Here is a 17392-nt window from a genome sequence, read left to right as displayed (position 1 = left end):
ATTTCCCCCTCTACTCGAGCTAGTATAGCATGCCTTATCCAGAATTTCACATACAAAAAGCCCTACCTGGAGAGGTAGGGCCGTCTACTTATTTGCTTAAGATGTGGATTGGGTGACCCATAACAACTTCTGCAGCTTCCATTGAGATTTCACCTAAAGTTGGGTGCGCATGAATTGTCATTGCGATATCTTCAACCGTCATACCCGCTTCAATTGCTAAACCAAGTTCAGCGATCATATCTGAAGCACCTTGACCGACGATTTGAGCACCAATTAATAGGCCATCTTCTTTACGTGAAACAAGTTTCACGAAACCGTCTGTAGCGTCAAGTGCAAGAGCACGGCCGTTTGCACCGAATGGGAATTTCCCTGCTTGTACTTCGTAGCCTTCTGCTTTTGCTTGCTCTTCTGATAACCCAACAGTTGCAAGTTCTGGATCTGTGAAACATACAGCTGGAATAGCCAAGTAGTCCACTACTGATTTTTCACCTGCAATTGCTTCTGCTGCCACTTTACCTTCGTAAGAAGCTTTGTGAGCAAGTTGTGGTCCTGCGACGATATCACCGATAGCATAGATGTTTTCAACGCTTGTACGGCACTGCTCATCTACTTCGATTAATCCACGCTCACCAAATTTGATACCGACTTCTTCAAGACCGATTTCATCTGTGTTTGGACGACGGCCTACAGTTACTAGTGCGTAGTCAGCTTCGATTGTTTTCTCTTCTCCGCCTACTTCATACGTAACTTTTACGCCAGTATCCGTTTCTTCTACACCTTTAGCAGATGCTTTAACCGCTACTTCGACTCCTTTTTTCTTAAGAGCTTTTTTCACGATTTGTGTCATTTGTTTTTCAAATCCAGCTAAGATATCGTTACCGCCTTCAATGATTGTTACTTCAGAACCTAGGTTTGCATAAGCAGTTCCTAATTCAGTTCCAATGTATCCGCCACCGATAACTACTAATTTTGCTGGAACTTCTTCAAGTGCTAGTGCACCTGTCGAGTTAATAACACGTTTTGAATATTTGAATGTTGGAATCTCTACTGGACGTGATCCTGTAGCGATGATTGCGTTTTTAAATTTGTAAGTTTGAGCGCTATCTTCTTTCATGATACGAACTGTGTTCGCATCAACGAAGTAAGCTTCGCCTTCTACTACGTCTACGCCGTTTCCTTTTAACAGACCTGAAACACCGCCTGTTAATTTTTTCACGACACTGTTTTTGAACTCTTGCGCTTTAGCAAAGTCAATTTTTACATCAGAAGCTGTAATTCCCATGTTGTCTGAGTGTTTCGCTTGCTCAAAACGGTGACCTACTGAAATCAACGCTTTAGAAGGGATACATCCGACGTTCAAACAAACGCCACCGATATGTTCTTTCTCAACAACTGTTACCTTTTGTCCTGTTTGTGCTGCACGAATTGCTGCAACATAACCACCAGGGCCTGATCCGACGACCAGTGTATCTACTTCGATTGGGAAATCTCCTACTACCATAGTTTTTACGCCTCCATTAATAGATGTTCTGGGTTACCCAGTAATCGTTTGATGTGATTCAGCGCATGTTGGGCAGTTGCACCATCCACCATACGGTGATCAAAGCTCAATGATAATGCTAACACAGGTGCAGCTACAATTTCACCATTTTTAATGACAGGCTTCTCAGAAATTCGACCAATCCCTAATATTGCAACCTCTGGGTGGTTGATTACTGGAGTAAACCATTGGCCTCCTGCGGATCCAATATTTGTGATAGAGCATGAAGCACCTTTCATTTCTTGAGGGCTCAATTTGCCATCACGTGCTTTTGTAGCAAGCGTGTTGATTTCGTCAGAAATCGCGAACATCGACTTACGGTCAGCGTTTTTGATAACAGGAACTAGAAGTCCTTTTTCTGTATCAGCTGCAATTCCGATATTGTAGTAGTGTTTGTGAACGATTTCCTGAGCGTCATCGTCATAAGAAACGTTAAGTGCTGGGAATTCACGAAGCGTGCTCACTAGAGCTTTTACTACGTATGGAAGATACGTCAATTTGATTTCTTTTTCTGCAGCAATCTCTTTGAACTTTTTGCGGTGTGCTACAAGTTCTGTTACGTCTACTTCGTCCATTAAAGTTACGTGCGGAGCCGTGTGTTTTGAATGCACCATAGCTTTTGCAATAGCTTTACGGATTCCAGAAATTTTCTCACGTGTTTCAGGGAATTCTCCTTCTGACACTTGAGGCGTTGCTTTTTTAGCTGGCTCTTCTGAAGCCGTTTCTTTCGCTTCAGCAGATTGTTGTGGAGCTTCCGAAGCTTTTGTTTGATCCCCATTCATGAAGCTTTCAATATCTTCTTTCATGATGCGGCCGTTTTTCCCGCTTCCTGTTACTTCAGCAATTTCTACGCCGTTGTCACGAGCAAACTTGCGTACAGATGGCATTGCAATAATGCGTTCAGAACCTTTTGGTTTTTCTTTCTGTTCCGCTGGTTCCGGTTGCTCTTTAGAAGGAGGTTCTTTTGAATCAGAAGGAGCAGCCTCTTTCTTTTCAACATCTTGTCCTGCTTCAGCTGTCGCTTGAACTTGTTCTTCTGTTTCAGAAGCTTCTTTTTTAGCAGGTGCGTCGTCTTTGTCGTCACCTTTGAACTTTAAGTCTTCATAGCCAGGTGCGTCGATTCGTACTAAAACGTCACCAACAACTGCTACTGTTCCTTCTTCAACAAGAACTTCCTCCACCTTACCTTTTACAGGGGATGGAATTTCAACTACAGCTTTGTCATTTTGTACTTCACATAGGATGTCATCTTCGTTGATCTCGTCGCCTGCTTTGACGAACCACTTGACGATTTCACCCTCGTGGATACCTTCTCCAATATCTGGTAATCGGAATTCAAATGCCACTACGCGTCATCCTTTCTTAATTAAAATTCAAGTACTTTTTTAGCTGTTGCAAGTACATCTTTATAGTTAGGTAACCAAACTGTCTCAGCTTGAGAGAATGGATATACAGTATCTGGTGCTGTAACTCGTAATACTGGAGCATCTAAGCTTAAGATAGCGCGCTCTGTGATTTCAGCTACTACGTTTGCTGCGATACCTGCTTGCTTTTGAGCTTCTTGAACCACCATTGCACGACCTGTTTTTTCAACAGAAGCAATCAGTGTTTCAATATCTAATGGTTGCACAGTACGAAGATCGATAACTTCAGCAGACTTGCCATCTTTTTCAAGCTCTTCTGCTGCTTTCAATGCTTCGTGTACCATCGCACCGTAAGCGATAATTGAAATGTCTGTACCTTCACGTTTCACATCCGCTTTTCCAAGTGGAATTGTGTACGATTCTTCTGGCACTTCACCACGGAAAGAGCGATATAGCTTCATGTGCTCTAAGAAAATAACTGGGTCGTTATCGCGAATTGATGAGATTAACAATCCTTTTGCGTCATATGGAGTTGATGGGATTACTACTTTTACACCTGGAGTAGATGTCATTAGAAGCTCTAAGCTATCTGCGTGCATCTCAGGAGTGTGAACACCTCCACCGAATGGTGAACGGATTGTTACGGGTGCATGAAAGCTTCCGCCTGTACGGAAACGCATACGTGCCAGCTGTCCACTGATAGAATCCATCACTTCAAATACGAACCCGAAGAATTGAATCTCAGGAACTGGACGGAAACCTGTCATAGCTAGACCTACTGCCAGTCCACCAATACCGGATTCTGCAAGTGGCGTATCGAATACACGGTCTACACCGAATTCTTTTTGGAGTCCTTCAGTTGCACGGAACACCCCACCATTTACGCCAACGTCTTCTCCAAATACAAGAACGTTTTCGTCATCTTTTAATTCACAGCGTAATGCGTCTGTGATTGCTTGAATCATGGTCATTTGTGCCATTGTTTAGTTCGACTCCTTTTCTGTGTAATACGCTTTTTGCTCTTCAAGGTTGTATGGGTTTTCTTCATACATAATATTGATCAAGTCTGTCACTTTTTGTTTAGGAGCAGCATCTGCTTTCTTGACTGCTTCTTTGATTTCTTCTTTAGCACGTTCAATTACTTCGTTTTCTTTTTCTTCAGTCCATAGACCTTTGTTAGTTAAGAAGTTACGGAAGCGAATTAACGGATCACGTTTCTCCCACTCAGAATCAGTCTCAGAAGTACGGTAGCGAGTTGGGTCATCTCCAGCCATTGTATGTGGGCCGTAACGGTAACATAGTGCCTCGATGAATGTTGGTCCCTCGCCTGCAACTGCACGTTCACGTGCATCTTTAGTGACTGCATAAACTGCAAGTGCATCCATTCCATCTACTAAAATAGAAGGAAGTCCTGCCGCAATCCCTTTTTGAGCGATTGTTTTAGCAGCCGTTTGTAAAGAACGAGGAGTTGAAATTGCGAATTGGTTGTTTTGTACAAAGAAGATTGCTGGAACTTTATAAGCACCTGCAAAGTTCAATCCTTCATAGAAGTCCCCTTGAGAAGATCCACCATCACCTGTGTAAGTTACAGCAACTGCTTTTTGACCTTTCTTTTGGAAGCCCATTGCAACTCCTGCCGCTTGAATGTATTGTGCCCCAATAATGATTTGTGGTGGGAATACATTCACGCCTTCAGGAATTTGGTTCCCCATGAAATGACCACGGCTAAATAGGAATGCTTGGTAAAGCGGTAGGCCGTGCCATACGATTTGAGGAACATCACGGTATCCTGGTAAAATGAAGTCTTCTTTTTCAAGTGCAAATTGAGAAGCTAACTGAGATGCCTCTTGACCTGCTGTAGGAGCATAGAATCCTAGACGTCCTTGTCGGTTTAGGGAAATCGAGCGTTGATCTAAAATACGCGTATATACCATACGAGACATTAGTTCTACTAACTGCTCATCCGAAAGGTCCGGCATTAAATCTTCGTTCACCACATTGCCTTCTTCATCCAAAACCTGTACCATTTCAAATTTCTCTTCGATTTCATGAAGCACGTTCACAGGATCGAATCGATTGTCTTTACTTTCCGCCATAAAACAACTCTCCTTTTGTTCTGTATTAAAATTTATTGTAATTCGAGTAATACACATACGTATCATTCATTAGTATATCCGACCAAAATAGGATGGTCAATCGTTTGAGCACGGTTCAAAGAGTTTCCAATAGTCTAAGAATTCACATCTGTATCAGTCCGTAAATAAATCTGTATTATATCAGCTTCAAATTAAAATAGTATCTATATAACACAAAAGCAGCCCCTAAAGAGCTGCTATGGTCATACTATATTCACTATTCCTCTTGTTTTAGTGTTTCAAACACACGATCTGTAGTTGCATTAAATTCTTCTGTTTTGACATTCATTGCTTCTACAGTTTGCTGGACTACTTCATTTTGTGCATTCACTTGTTGAATCAGCTCACGAATCGTTTCTATTGAAACATCTTCCGTCACCATTTCACCGTAAAGATTTTCCTGCAGTTCAATCAATTTTTCGTAATTTGCATACACTTCATCATATGTAGTAAATCGTTCTTCATAAGCCGTATCAATTTCACTAGCCAGCTCAAGCTCAGTATCTTCTAACTCAAGACCAGTAAAATCACTTTCTGCAAGTGCTTCTTCCATAGAAGCTCGTTCAGTAGCTAGCAATTCTTTACGAGTCTCAACTAAAGACTGCAGTTCTTCCACTTTGGCTTTTAATTCTTCCGTCTGCTCTTGATCAAGACCTAAAATTTCGTCAAACAATTTATATTCATTTTGCTCTGCATCCGTCATGTCTGACTGGACAGAACGATACCCTTCTTCTGCAGAGTGCATCTGCTGCAATACTTCCGCAATTTGTTGTTCAGCGGAATCCCCAAATGTACAACCACTAAGTAGTACGGCACTTAGCGACACCATTCCAACCCATTTCTTCATAATTCGACCTCCTAAGTACTCTCCCCCACTATACCGATTAAAACTGACCTTTTCAATAAGAATATCGCCTAAAGATTTGGTATACTTTCAAGTAAGAAAGGAATGAGAACGATGATTTTAATGAAAGATATTATACGAGATGGTCACCCAACCCTAAGAAAAAAAGCCGAAGAAGTTCCGTTTCCATTGAATCAAAATCATGCACAACTAGCAGAGGATCTTCTTAATTATGTAAAGATGAGCCAAAATCCAGATCAGTCAGAAGAATTTGGGCTACGTCCCGGCATCGGAATCGCAGCTCCACAAGTAAACCAAAGCCTTCGTATGTTCGCACTCCACATCACAGAAAACGACGAGCTATTGAGTGAAGTGTTTATTAACCCAAAAATTAAGAGTCATTCTATAGAGAAAACTTTTATTACTTCTGGAGAAGGTTGTCTCTCTGTCGATGAAGAAATTGAAGGATACGTGCCACGATATGCACGAATTACAATAGAAGCAAAGAATACTTCTGGCGAAACCATCACAAAGCGGTTAAGAGGACTTAAAGCTATTGCATTTCAGCACGAATTGGATCATTTAAATGGCATCATGTTCTATGATCATATTAATAAGGCGAATGCATTCGCTCCGATAGAGAACGCCATACCTTACGAGAGAATTCCAACAATCGAATATTAATTATTTGACTTTTCAGAATAAATACTTTACTATTGTGGATTTTTCATTTATACTTATCCATAAGGAGTGAGTATCATGTTGAAACGTTTACGAAGAAAAATGCTCAAACGTCTCGGCGAAATCCTAGGTAAAAAATCTGTAGCTTAATCTTTCCCCCTCTATATTTTTTTAGAGGGGTTTTCTTTATTTTCAAAGGTGCACATGCTAAGATAAAGAGAATTGAATGAATCTGAACGTGAAAGAGGAGAAGAAAAAATGATTTACAAAGTATTGTATCAAGAAAACGCTACACAAGTACCTGTCCGCGAAAACACAAAATGCCTTTACGTTGAAGCTGAATCGGAACGTGAAGTCCGTGCCAAACTAAAAGATCGTGCTATCATGATTGAGTTTGTCCAACTGCTTGAAGGTGCGCACTTAGCGTATGAACAAGCTAGTGAAGACTATAAGGTTGAACAATAACCCTTATGAAATTCGTTAAGAACGATCAGACTGCTGTTTTCGCACTAGGCGGACTAGGTGAAATCGGTAAAAACACATATGCAGTACAGTTTCAAGATGAAATCATCGTAATTGATGCGGGGATTAAATTCCCTGAAGATGACTTATTAGGTATTGATTACGTCATCCCAGATTACACGTACTTAGTACGGAACCAGGACAAAATCAAAGGTCTTTTCATCACGCATGGTCACGAAGATCACATTGGTGGAATTCCTTATTTATTAAAACAAGTGAATATGCCTGTATACGGAGGAAAACTAGCTCTTGGCTTATTACGTAATAAACTTGAAGAGCACGGACTCCTTCGCCAGACGAAGATGACCGAGATTTCAGAAGATGATGTTATCAAGTTTAGAAAGACATCGGTTTCCTTTTATTTAACCACTCACAGTATTCCAGACGCTTATGGACTTGTTGTTAAAACACCATCTGGAAATATCGTGCATACAGGTGACTTCAAATTTGATTTCACTCCAGTGGGAGAACCAGCTAACCTTACAAAGATGGCCGAAATCGGAAAAGAGGGCGTATTATGTCTTCTTTCAGATTCAACAAACGCTGAAGTTCCGAACTTTACTATGTCTGAGCGCAAAGTCGGCGAAAGTATGGATAGTATCTTCCGCAAAGTTGATACACGCATCATCTTTGCTACATTTGCATCTAACATTCACCGTCTTCAACAAGTAACTGATGCAGCGGTTCGCTATGGTCGTAAAATTGCTGTATTCGGACGCAGTATGGACAATGCCATTACAATCGGCCGTGAGCTTGGTTATATTACAGCTCCAAAAGAGACGTTTGTGGACACAAACACTTTAAACCGTTTACCGGCTAATGAAGTCCTCATATTGTGTACAGGTTCTCAGGGGGAACCAATGGCGGCCCTTTCTCGAATTGCGAACGGGACACACCGTCAGATCCAAATTCAACCTGGAGACACTGTCATTTTCTCGTCTTCCCCAATTCCTGGGAACCGCGGAAGTGTCAATCGTACTATTAACTTGTTATACCGTGCAGGCGCAGAAGTTATTCATGGTTCCTTGAACAATATTCACACGTCAGGTCACGGATCTCAAGAAGAACAAAAGCTTATGCTTCGTTTAATGAAACCAAAATTCTTTATGCCAATTCACGGTGAATATCGTATGTTAAAACTTCACAGTGAGTTAGCAATTGATTGTGATATTCCTGAAGAAAACACATTTATCATGGAAAATGGTGACGTCTTAGCTCTAACCGCTGATGAAGCTTCGGTTGCTGGACGTGTCCCTGCTAGTGATGTTTACATTGATGGTAGTGGAATCGGCGACATCGGAAATATCGTGTTGCGCGATCGCCGTGTTCTTTCAGAAGAAGGACTAGTTATTGTTGTGATGACTGTAGATATGAAAAAGAAACGTGTATTATCAGGTCCTGACCTGATTTCTCGTGGATTCGTCTACATGCGTGAATCAGGAATGATGATTAATGAAGCGCAACAAATGCTGAATCGTCACGTAAAAAGTCTTTCTAAAGAAAATCCTGAAGGCTGGGATGATTTAAAGTCTGAAATCATCAACGTCTTAGGGCCTCATCTTTATGATAAGACAAAACGAAAACCTATGATTTTACCAGTTATTATGGAAGTATAATAAAAAGCTCATCCCATAGGATGAGCTTTTTTAGTTAAATACTTTCTTTTCAAAACGGTTGATATCAACATCCGCACCGATGATAATCATGATGTCATTCATTTGAAGTTTTTCGTCAGCTTGAGGCGAAACAATAATGTTAGAACCTCGTTTGATAGCTACAATATTGATTCCATATTTCGCGCGAATATCTAAATCGATGATTGAGTTTCCTGCTAGCTTTGAATTCACAATCAACTCCATGATGGAGTGTTCATCAGAGAGTTCTAGGTAATCGAGAACATTATTCGACAAGATATTGTTTGCTATACGAATCCCCATATCTCTTTCTGGATGAACGACTTGATCGGCACCAATCTTAAGCAGAACTTTTTCGTGATAATCATTCTGTGCTTTTACAGTAATTTTCTTAACACCTAGTTCCTTTAACATTAATGTAGTCAGGATGCTTGACTGAATGTTGTCCCCAATCGCCACGATCACATGTTCAAAATTCCGGATTCCTAACGATTTTAAGACAGCTTCATCTGTTGTGTCAGCGACGACCGCCTGCGTGGCAATGGGAGCAAATTCATCAACTCGCTCGCTTTCGATATCAATCGCCATGACGTCCACACCTTGTTCAATAAGCTCTTTTACGATACTACCACCAAAACGACCCAATCCTATTACTACGAATTCTTTTTTCATGCCCATCCCCTGCTTCCATGTTTCGTCTACTTTATTTAGTTTACATCAAAATACTTTCGATATCGAAAGAAATCTATGATAAAATAAACTCTAATCTTTGTCAATTTGGAGGTAGAGCCGTGTCGAATGAACCGATAATTCGTTTCGAAAATGTCAGTAAATCTTATGGAACGAATGAACCTGTTTTACATACAATTAATTTTGAACTAGAACGGGGTAAATTTTATACTTTATTAGGGCCTTCGGGCTGTGGAAAAACAACGATTCTTCGTTTGATCGCTGGATTTATCCAACCTACAGAAGGAACTATCCATTTGAACGGAAAAGTCATCAACAATGTACCAGCTAACAATCGCCAAGTAAATACGGTGTTTCAAGATTATGCGTTATTCCCGCACTTAAATGTTTATGAGAATATTGCATTTGGTCTGCGAATCAAAAAAATGAAATCGAAAGAAATTGATGCCAAAGTGAAAGAAGCTCTTCGCTTCGTTAACTTGGATGGGTACGAAAAACGAGAAATCAGTGAGATGTCTGGTGGGCAACGTCAGCGCGTCGCCATTGCTCGTGCAATCGTGAATGATCCTGAAATCATTTTACTAGACGAGCCTCTATCGGCTCTTGATTTAAAGTTGCGTACAGAAATGCAATACGAGTTGCGTGAGTTGCAGCAACGCCTTGGGAAGACATTTATCTTTGTTACTCACGATCAAGAAGAAGCACTTGCCATGTCAGATGAGATTTTTGTTATGAATCATGGTCAGATTGTACAAAGTGGTACACCTCTTGATATTTATGACGAACCTATCAATCGTTTTGTTGCAGACTTTATTGGAGAATCTAATATCGTCGAAGGCATTATGATTGCAGACTATCGAGTACAGATCGGTTCGAAAGAATTTGAGTGTGTCGATAAAGGGCTTACTCCTGGAGAAAAAGTCGATGTCGTGATTCGCCCTGAAGATTTAGAAATCAAAGCAGTAAATCAAGGCAAAATGAATGTCCGTGTTGATACACAATTGTTCCGCGGTGTTCATTATGAGCTGTCCACTTACGATGAAGACGGGAACGAATGGCTTGTTCACTCGACTCGTAAGGCAGAGGTTGGATCTACAATTGGACTTGATTTTGACCCTGAAGCTATCCACATCATGCGATTGAATGAATCAGAAGAGGATTTTGATCGTCGACTGGAATCGTATGAGGTACCTGCCAATGGAAACTAGATCTCGTACATTTTTGATGGTCCCCTATTATCTATGGATGGTAATGTTCGTCGTGGCACCAATTGCGCTGGTCGGCTACTATTCCTTTTTTGATATCCAAGGGAACTTCACTCTCGCGAATTACCAGAATTTCTTTTCGGGAACCTATTTGTCTCTAACGCTCAGTTCCTTTTGGTATGCCTTTTTAATTACAGTGTTTACACTTTTAATTGCGTATCCGACTGCTTATTGGATCACTAAAACGAAACAGAAGCAGCTATGGCTTTTATTAATCATCATTCCTTCATGGATCAACCTGCTTTTGAAGACATATGCCTTCATTGGGATCTTTGGTATGAACGGATCTATCAACAACGTGTTGACGTTCTTAGGTCTTGAACGCCAACAAATTTTATATACGGATTTTAGCTTTATTTTCGTGTCGGTTTATATTTTCATTCCGTTTATGATTTTACCTATTTTTAATGCTCTTGATAAATTAAATCCAGGTCTTGTTGACGCATCTAACGATTTAGGTGCCAGTCAATGGGTCACATTTCGAAAAGTCATTTGGCCGCTTACAATTGGGGGCGTGAAAGCTGGGATTCAAGCAACATTTATTCCTGCTCTGTCCCTCTTCATGATCACGCGCCTGATTGCAGGGAATAAAGTCATCACACTTGGTACGGCTATTGAACAACAATTTCTTGTTACACAGAACTGGGGCATGGGGTCAACTATTGCCGTCTTCCTGATTGTTTTCATGGTCATCATTATGATTCTTACTGGCGACCGAGAAAAAGGAGGAAACCAACGTGGGAACTACTAGTAAATTAGCAAAAGTTTACTTAGCTTTAGTCTTTGTTATTTTATATGCCCCTATCTTCTATTTGATTTTCTATTCTTTTAATAGTGCTGGCAACATGTCTAATTTTGAAGGATTTACGTGGGAACATTATGCAGCTGTTTTTGAAGACAAACGCTTGTTAAGTATTGTTGTGAATACTATTATCGTGGCGCTATTATCTGCATTAATCTCTACGGCTATAGGAGTTCTCGGTGCAGTTGGCATTGTCTACATTACTAACAAACGCTTGCGTCAGTCCTTATTGTCTTTGAATAACGTCTTGATTGTTAGTCCAGATGTTATTATCGGGGCTTCCTTCCTTATCTTGTTCACCATGATTGGTGTCAAATTAGGGTTTGCCTCAGTACTGATTTCTCATATCGCTTTTAGTGTACCGATCGTAGTCATCATGGTATTACCAAAATTGCAGGAAATGAGTTCTACTCTTGTGGATGCTGCTCGAGATTTAGGAGCGAGTCGCCGAGACGTATTCACACGCGTTATCGTGCCTTATATCCGTCCTGGTATCTTTGCAGGGTTCTTCCTGGCTCTGACTTATTCACTTGATGACTTCGCTGTAACATTCTTCGTTACCGGAAACGGTTTCGCTACACTCTCTGTGGAGATTTATTCTATGGCACGCGCAGGTATTACACTTACTATCAATGCGTTGTCTGGACTGCTGTTCATTGTTACTTTAATTTTGGTGTTAGGCTATTACTTCGTGGCCAACCGTGCGAAAACACCTTTCCAAGCGGGGGTGCCTAAATAATGAAATCGTTAGTACAAACTACTATAGTTTTACTTGCAGCCGTTGCACTACTATTTTACGTCAACTCTCAGTTGAACGATTCGTCTTCGAAAGCCAGTTCAGATACCATCACAGTCTTTAACTGGGGCGAATATATCGACCCAGAATTAGTCGATCGCTTCGAAGAAGAGACCGGTATTCGAGTCATCTATGAAACATTTGATTCAAACGAAGCGATGCTCACAAAAATTCAGCAAGGCGGAACACGCTATGATGTGGCCATGCCCTCTGAATATATGATCGAGAAGATGAAGGAAGAAGATTTGCTGATTCCAATCGATCAATCCAAATTACCAAATCTTCAAAATATCGACCCTTATTTCTTAGACCTCCCCTTTGACCCTGGGAATCAGTACTCAATTCCTTACTTCTGGGGTACCGTGGGAATTGCGTTTAATCCTACCTTGTTAGATGGCCAAACTTTTGAAAGCTGGGACGAGCTTTGGTCACCGGAGCTTAAACAGGAAGTCATTTTAGTAGACGGAGCACGGGAAGTAATGGGGATGGGCTTAAATACATTAGGGTATTCCTTAAATTCTACGGATGAGACCGAGCTGCGTGCAGCTACAGACCGTCTTAAAGAGATGGGTCCGAATGTAAAAGCTATCATCGGAGATGAAATTGTAGAGACAATGCGTCGTGGTGAAGCTGCTATTGCCCTCGTCTGGTCTGGACAAGCTGCCGATATTATGTACGTGAATGAAGATATTGATTACAGTGTTCCAGAAGAAGGCTCTAACTTATGGTTTGATAACATGATCATTCCGAAAACTGCTGGAAATGTGGAAGGTGCACACAAATTCATTAATTTCATGTTAGATGCAGAAGTAGCCGCACAAAATGCAGATTATGTAGGCTATTCTACTCCAAACACAGCAGCCATCGAATTGATGGATCCAGAAGTAACAGGAGACACTCGTTTCTACCCTACGGAAGAGATGCGGGAGCGTTTGGAAGTGTATCAAAACCTCGGACCGGAAAAGTTAGGTCTTTATAATGAATTATTTTTAGAGTTTAAAATGAGTATGAATCAGAACTAACATATGGACCTTCTTCGAATGTGAAGAAGGTCTTTATTTTGAGTTCCGAAATTTTCGATTTAAAACTTACTATGCTATAATCTTTTCATCACTAGTTACTAGAAAGCAGGAGTTCTATGAAGAAAAATCCTTTTGTAATCTATCTCTTGATGTTCAATATGTTCATCATTATGGCAGGGATTGGATTGATTGTCCCCATCATGCCTAGGTATTTAGAGACGTTTGGGGCTGCTGGACAAGCACTCGGCTTAATCATAGCTGCTTTTGCATTTGCACAGTTTGTGTTCTCGCCTATTGCAGGTGACTTGTCGGACAAATACGGGCGAAAGAAAATGATTGTGATTGGCCTTGCGTTATTCGGGCTTTCTCAACTTTGGTTTGGTACAGCAACACAAGAATGGATGCTTTATGCTGCTCGTTTCATCAGTGGAATCGGCGGTGCTTTTTTAATTCCACCAACCATGGCATTTGTTGCGGATATTACTACTTATGAAGAAAGAGGAAAAGGCATGGGTTATATTGGTGCTGCAATGTCTCTCGGCTTCATGATCGGTCCAGGAATCGGGGGCTTGTTCTCCGCCATCAGCTTGAATTTCCCCTTCTATGTATCAGCGGCAACTGCAATCGTAGCCATGATCTTCTCGATGTTTGTGTTACCAGACTTCCGCAATCGTGAAGTGGCAGAATCATCTAAGCCTAGAGAAAATATCATCAAGCAGATGAAGCGCTCGTTCTACACACCCTACTTCATGATGTTGTTGATCATTTTTGTCTTTTCTTTTGGTATCGCCAACTTCCAAGCCACTTTCGCTCTTTATATGAACTATAAGTTCGATTTCACACCTGAACAGATAGCTATTGTCTTAACTGCCGGAGGATTTGTTGGTGTAGTCATCCAGATGTTCTTGATAGAGAGGTTATTTAAACGCTTTGGTGAGATGACCATCATTTTGAGCAGTCTCGCCTTTGCGGCTGTTACTCTTTTTGGAATGTTATTCGTCAACCAATTCTTCACTATTCTATTTGTAGCCACTTTGTTCTCTATTGCGGTTACGCTCATTCGCCCTGCAGTCAATACGGTTGTTTCCAAGCTAGCTGGTGCCGAACAGGGATTTGCAGCTGGCATGAACAATGCTTATATGAGTCTGGGAAATATGGTAGGACCCGCATTAGCCGGATTATTATTTGATGTCGACTACAATCTTCCCTTTACAGTAGGATCTGTGGTACTGTTAGGAACGTTCTTCTTAACGTATGCCTGGATGAAGAAAAAACAAATCAATCTGCAACAAACGCAAACAGAGCAGGGTACTCCTTAACGGAGTTCCTGCTCTGTTTCTGTTGTTGCCATTTTGACAAAACTTTGGACTTGAGGAAGTTCAAACGCTGCATCGTAACCAATCAACCACGTATCTCGGGTCAATTCAAAAGCAGGATCTTCATGGTTCAAAGGAATTTTGTGTATTTGATCATAGTCTGAAAGTGTTATGGATGGCAAAATTGCATAACCAAGACCGTTCAAAGCCATCTGTTTACATGTTTCTATTTGGTCCACTACAATTTGTTGTTTTGGTGTCATTGAAAAATTCTTTTGCCACCACTGTTGTATTTCTTGATAATAACTTGAATCACTTTTAAATTGGATAAAAGGCTTGTTTGACTTTTTGATGTCCTCGAGAGTGGTCATTTCTTGATCCACGAGATACAAGGTATCTTTGAATAAGTGAATCTTCTTCCCCTTCCACTCGGTCTGACCTCTCACAATTCCAATCTGCGCCTCTCCGTCTACCAAAGAACGAACGATTTCAGAACTCCATCCTGTATGTAATGAAATCTTGGCTTCGGGGTAGTGACTTACATACTTTTTCAGAACAGTGGGCAACCAATTCTGTCCTACTATAGATGCACATGCGATTTTCAGAGTTCCATGTACTTTTGAAGACAGCAGCTGCACTTTCTCTCGTGCTTGTTCCTGCTTCGCTAATACCTCTTCACTAAATTCAATCACAATTTCTCCTGATGGAGTTGGCATTAACCCTTTTTGAGATCGAATAAAAAGCTGCGTTCCCCAGTCTTTTTCGATATTTTGCAATCGTAAGGATAGCGCAGGTTGTGTCAGAAACAACTTTTCAGCTGCTCTTCGCATATTTTGTTCTTTTGATAAGATGGAGATGATTTCATAGTCTGAATACATCGTGTCATTCCTCCACTAGAAAAAAAACCCTTTCAACAAGGGTTTTTAGGATTCAAGCGATAAATATAATTGTTTCTTCAATTGTTTCATTACGACGCGTCTTGTAAGTATACCTAAAAACATGTCATCATAGTCTACAACACAAATGTAAGGATGATTGATTAAAAGGTCTAGCGCTCGCTGGAATGTATCGTTCTCATGAATTTTCACAAAATCATGAGTCATCACATCATCAACTTTGATGGTATCTAATCGTTCATATTCTATTCGATCGAGTCCTAATATCTCATCCGTAATTTGCTGCACACTGACCATCCCATGCATTCGGAATTTCATATCAAGCACGGGTATCGATGAATAACCAGTCTTAGTTAAAACAAGAAGAGCATGCTCTGTATTGTTACCAATTTGAACATGAGCTACTTTCTCAGAGGGTATAATGAAGTCTTTGATCGGCAGCTTCAAAAAATCTCTTGAGCTTACTGAAAGCATGTCTATCTACTCCTTTTTTCTGCTCTTCCATCATATCACAGAAAAAATTGGAATACGAAAGATTCATCAGAAAGGATGACTATTTAACCATTGTCCCCCATCTAAAGTAACGATTTCTCCATTCATATATGCTGCTTTATCAGACAACATAAACGCTGCCAGTTCTGCGATTTCTTCTGGCTTTCCTAAGCGCCCTAGTGGCACTGATTTCAAAGTTCGCTCAGCCGCTTGTTCCGATTCCCAAAGCTTATCCGCACCGCCAGTGCGCTCGATAGGACCAGGTGCTATCCCGTTTACACGAATGCCATATTTTGTACCCCATTCTACTGCCAACGTTCGTGTAAGTGACATAACACCTGCTTTAGCTGCAGCCGAGTGTACTACGCCTGCTCCTGCCCCCCAAGCATAGGTAGCAAGCATATTTAAAATGGCACCTTGTTTCTGGTTTTCAATCCAGTAGTTCCCGACAGCATGTGAACAATAGAAAGACCCGTTTAAGACGATATCGATTACTGCCTTCCACCCATTAGGGCTTAACTTCTCAGAAGCCACTAAAAAGTTTCCAGCCGCATTATTCACTAATGCATCAACAGAGCCAAATCGTTCTACGGTAAAAGCCACCATAGCTTTCGCGTGCTCAGGCTCTCGTACGTCCATTTGGAAAATATCGATTGCTCCAATTGAGTTAAATTCTTCTTTCACCGATTGTAACTTCTCTAAATCACGTCCTGTAATGACAACTTGATCTCCGTCGTGCAAGAACTTCTTAGCCATGTACTTGCCCATTCCTGATGAGCCACCTGTGATGATTACAGTTTTCCCCATTTGAACCCCTCCAAATTGAATGAATATTCACTCATAATAGTACAGGAATACTAGCTGCTTGACTAGTAGTTTCTGGTATACTGAACTAGAGGTGAATCTATGAAACTGACAACTCATCAACAACAGAAGCTTGCTAGTGCGCTATACACAATAAACAGACACGTTAAGACGGCTTCTGATAAAAAACCCTTATACGAATTAAAAAAAGACTCATTAGATCAGCTCATTAGACTTGGGTATGCTTCAAAAAAAGGCCTTCACTTCTCAGACAATCCAAAACAGAGTAAGCAACACTCTACTACGCTAGTAGAGTTTGGAGACTATTTGTTTCACCTTCCCGTCGGACCTGAAGATAAAACGCTTCCTCATCTTGGAAAACTGGATCACACGTATGCAAATCCACAAGTCAAAATGAATTTGCAGACAGCCAAAACAGAATTAGAAAATTTCTTACAGCGGAAAAAACCAATGGAACGTCCAAAACAGCCTGTATCGAGATACAAACCACTCACTTCCACGCCATCTCCTTCTGAGTATAGACGCTCTCAAAAAAATCCCTATAAATAAAGAAAATCCGGCCATGTGC

At 40.9% G+C, this 17392-nt stretch carries 18 protein-coding genes; 9 read left to right on the top strand and 9 right to left on the bottom strand.

Going from position 1 to position 17392, the window contains the following annotated elements; all coding sequences use genetic code 11:
• Window positions 1-88: 88 nt before the first annotated feature.
• The 5 genes from lpdA to CF394_RS01680 all read right to left on the bottom strand — a co-directional run bounded on the left by lpdA (window position 89) and on the right by CF394_RS01680 (window position 5886).
• Window positions 89-1501, bottom strand: coding sequence for a dihydrolipoyl dehydrogenase (gene lpdA, locus CF394_RS01700; RefSeq protein ID WP_094941536.1), 1413 nt, complete (start codon window positions 1499-1501; stop codon window positions 89-91).
• Window positions 1502-1506: 5 nt separating this feature from the next.
• Window positions 1507-2886 carry a dihydrolipoamide acetyltransferase family protein gene (locus CF394_RS01695; protein WP_094941535.1) on the bottom strand — a complete coding sequence of 460 codons (1380 nt, stop codon included), beginning with the start codon at window positions 2884-2886 and terminating at the stop codon, window positions 1507-1509.
• 20 nt (window positions 2887-2906) lie between these two features.
• The gene (locus tag CF394_RS01690; protein ID WP_094941534.1) at window positions 2907-3884 is read right to left on the bottom strand and encodes an alpha-ketoacid dehydrogenase subunit beta; all 978 of its coding nucleotides are present in this window, start codon (window positions 3882-3884) and stop codon (window positions 2907-2909) included.
• Window positions 3885-3887: 3 nt separating this feature from the next.
• Window positions 3888-5000 carry a pyruvate dehydrogenase (acetyl-transferring) E1 component subunit alpha gene (pdhA, locus tag CF394_RS01685; RefSeq protein ID WP_094941533.1) on the bottom strand — a complete coding sequence of 371 codons (1113 nt, stop codon included), beginning with the start codon at window positions 4998-5000 and terminating at the stop codon, window positions 3888-3890.
• Window positions 5001-5256: 256 nt separating this feature from the next.
• Window positions 5257-5886: a YkyA family protein gene (locus tag CF394_RS01680; protein ID WP_094941532.1), complete on the bottom strand. Its 630-nt coding sequence runs from the start codon at window positions 5884-5886 to the stop codon at window positions 5257-5259.
• Between the two features lie 111 nt (window positions 5887-5997).
• Here CF394_RS01680 and def point away from each other — a divergent pair, with 111 nt between their 5' ends.
• The 3 genes from def to rnjA all read left to right on the top strand — a co-directional run bounded on the left by def (window position 5998) and on the right by rnjA (window position 8702).
• Entirely contained in the window at window positions 5998-6567 is a 570-nt protein-coding gene (gene def, locus CF394_RS01675) for a peptide deformylase (protein WP_094941531.1), read from the top strand.
• A gap of 255 nt (window positions 6568-6822) precedes the next feature.
• Window positions 6823-7029: a DNA-dependent RNA polymerase subunit epsilon gene (locus CF394_RS01670; RefSeq protein ID WP_094941530.1), complete on the top strand. Its 207-nt coding sequence runs from the start codon at window positions 6823-6825 to the stop codon at window positions 7027-7029.
• Between the two features lie 5 nt (window positions 7030-7034).
• Window positions 7035-8702 (top strand): ribonuclease J1, encoded by a 1668-nt coding sequence (gene rnjA, locus CF394_RS01665; RefSeq protein ID WP_094941529.1) that lies wholly within the window; start codon window positions 7035-7037, stop codon window positions 8700-8702.
• Between the two features lie 30 nt (window positions 8703-8732).
• Here the strand turns inward: rnjA and CF394_RS01660 are convergent, their stop codons facing one another.
• Entirely contained in the window at window positions 8733-9392 is a 660-nt protein-coding gene (locus CF394_RS01660; protein ID WP_094941814.1) for a potassium channel family protein, read from the bottom strand.
• 119 nt (window positions 9393-9511) lie between these two features.
• On the opposite strand from CF394_RS01660, the gene CF394_RS01655 reads away from it, so the two are divergent.
• The 5 genes from CF394_RS01655 to CF394_RS01635 all read left to right on the top strand — a co-directional run bounded on the left by CF394_RS01655 (window position 9512) and on the right by CF394_RS01635 (window position 14614).
• Window positions 9512-10618 (top strand): ABC transporter ATP-binding protein, encoded by a 1107-nt coding sequence (locus CF394_RS01655; RefSeq protein ID WP_094941528.1) that lies wholly within the window; start codon window positions 9512-9514, stop codon window positions 10616-10618.
• Entirely contained in the window at window positions 10608-11426 is an 819-nt protein-coding gene (locus CF394_RS01650) for an ABC transporter permease (protein ID WP_094941527.1), read from the top strand. The genes CF394_RS01655 and CF394_RS01650 overlap by 11 nt, the downstream gene beginning before the upstream one ends.
• Complete coding sequence (locus CF394_RS01645; protein WP_094941526.1) at window positions 11413-12216, top strand: ABC transporter permease; 804 nt, start codon at window positions 11413-11415, stop codon at window positions 12214-12216. Before CF394_RS01650 ends, CF394_RS01645 begins: the two co-directional genes overlap by 14 nt.
• Window positions 12216-13295, top strand: coding sequence for an ABC transporter substrate-binding protein (locus tag CF394_RS01640; RefSeq protein WP_094941525.1), 1080 nt, complete (start codon window positions 12216-12218; stop codon window positions 13293-13295). The genes CF394_RS01645 and CF394_RS01640 overlap by 1 nt, the downstream gene beginning before the upstream one ends.
• 116 nt (window positions 13296-13411) lie before the next feature.
• Complete coding sequence (locus CF394_RS01635) at window positions 13412-14614, top strand: MFS transporter (RefSeq protein WP_094941524.1); 1203 nt, start codon at window positions 13412-13414, stop codon at window positions 14612-14614.
• On the opposite strand, the gene ccpC is transcribed toward CF394_RS01635, so the two are convergent.
• The 3 genes from ccpC to fadH form a co-directional block, all read right to left on the bottom strand.
• Window positions 14611-15489, bottom strand: a complete 879-nt coding sequence (gene ccpC, locus CF394_RS01630) for a transcriptional regulator CcpC (RefSeq protein ID WP_094941523.1) — start codon at window positions 15487-15489, stop codon at window positions 14611-14613. The two genes, CF394_RS01635 and ccpC, sit on opposite strands and share 4 nt — an antisense overlap.
• Window positions 15490-15534: 45 nt before the next feature.
• Window positions 15535-15981: a cyclic-di-AMP-binding protein CbpB gene (gene cbpB, locus CF394_RS01625; protein WP_094941522.1), complete on the bottom strand. Its 447-nt coding sequence runs from the start codon at window positions 15979-15981 to the stop codon at window positions 15535-15537.
• A 66-nt stretch (window positions 15982-16047) separates the two neighbouring features.
• Entirely contained in the window at window positions 16048-16806 is a 759-nt protein-coding gene (gene fadH / locus CF394_RS01620) for a 2,4-dienoyl-CoA reductase (protein WP_094941521.1), read from the bottom strand.
• 99 nt (window positions 16807-16905) lie between these two features.
• Here fadH and CF394_RS01615 point away from each other — a divergent pair, with 99 nt between their 5' ends.
• Window positions 16906-17373: a YkyB family protein gene (locus CF394_RS01615; protein ID WP_094941520.1), complete on the top strand. Its 468-nt coding sequence runs from the start codon at window positions 16906-16908 to the stop codon at window positions 17371-17373.
• Window positions 17374-17392 lie beyond the last annotated feature (19 nt).

It is taken from the genome of Tetzosporium hominis, assembly GCF_002265435.1.
GTDB lineage: Bacteria > Bacillota > Bacilli > Bacillales_A > Planococcaceae > Chryseomicrobium > Chryseomicrobium hominis.
The sequence above is the reverse complement of the archived record's forward strand: the minus strand, read 5'-3'. Positions and strand labels throughout refer to the sequence as shown.

What these genes read in the sequence shown, in the direction of transcription:
- cbpB (WP_094941522.1), bottom strand. Translation starts at nt 15,981, where the DNA reads ATGCTTTCAGTAAGCTCAAGAGATTTTTTGAAGCTGCCGATCAAAGAC.
- lpdA (WP_094941536.1), bottom strand. Translation starts at nt 1,501, where the DNA reads ATGGTAGTAGGAGATTTCCCAATCGAAGTAGATACACTGGTCGTCGGA.
- CF394_RS01640 (WP_094941525.1), top strand. Translation starts at nt 12,216, where the DNA reads ATGAAATCGTTAGTACAAACTACTATAGTTTTACTTGCAGCCGTTGCA.
- fadH (WP_094941521.1), bottom strand. Translation starts at nt 16,806, where the DNA reads ATGGGGAAAACTGTAATCATCACAGGTGGCTCATCAGGAATGGGCAAG.
- rnjA (WP_094941529.1), top strand. Translation starts at nt 7,035, where the DNA reads ATGAAATTCGTTAAGAACGATCAGACTGCTGTTTTCGCACTAGGCGGA.
- CF394_RS01635 (WP_094941524.1), top strand. Translation starts at nt 13,412, where the DNA reads ATGAAGAAAAATCCTTTTGTAATCTATCTCTTGATGTTCAATATGTTC.
- CF394_RS01615 (WP_094941520.1), top strand. Translation starts at nt 16,906, where the DNA reads ATGAAACTGACAACTCATCAACAACAGAAGCTTGCTAGTGCGCTATAC.
- CF394_RS01690 (WP_094941534.1), bottom strand. Translation starts at nt 3,884, where the DNA reads ATGGCACAAATGACCATGATTCAAGCAATCACAGACGCATTACGCTGT.
- ccpC (WP_094941523.1), bottom strand. Translation starts at nt 15,489, where the DNA reads ATGTATTCAGACTATGAAATCATCTCCATCTTATCAAAAGAACAAAAT.
- CF394_RS01680 (WP_094941532.1), bottom strand. Translation starts at nt 5,886, where the DNA reads ATGAAGAAATGGGTTGGAATGGTGTCGCTAAGTGCCGTACTACTTAGT.
- pdhA (WP_094941533.1), bottom strand. Translation starts at nt 5,000, where the DNA reads ATGGCGGAAAGTAAAGACAATCGATTCGATCCTGTGAACGTGCTTCAT.
- CF394_RS01650 (WP_094941527.1), top strand. Translation starts at nt 10,608, where the DNA reads ATGGAAACTAGATCTCGTACATTTTTGATGGTCCCCTATTATCTATGG.
- def (WP_094941531.1), top strand. Translation starts at nt 5,998, where the DNA reads ATGATTTTAATGAAAGATATTATACGAGATGGTCACCCAACCCTAAGA.
- CF394_RS01660 (WP_094941814.1), bottom strand. Translation starts at nt 9,392, where the DNA reads ATGAAAAAAGAATTCGTAGTAATAGGATTGGGTCGTTTTGGTGGTAGT.
- CF394_RS01670 (WP_094941530.1), top strand. Translation starts at nt 6,823, where the DNA reads ATGATTTACAAAGTATTGTATCAAGAAAACGCTACACAAGTACCTGTC.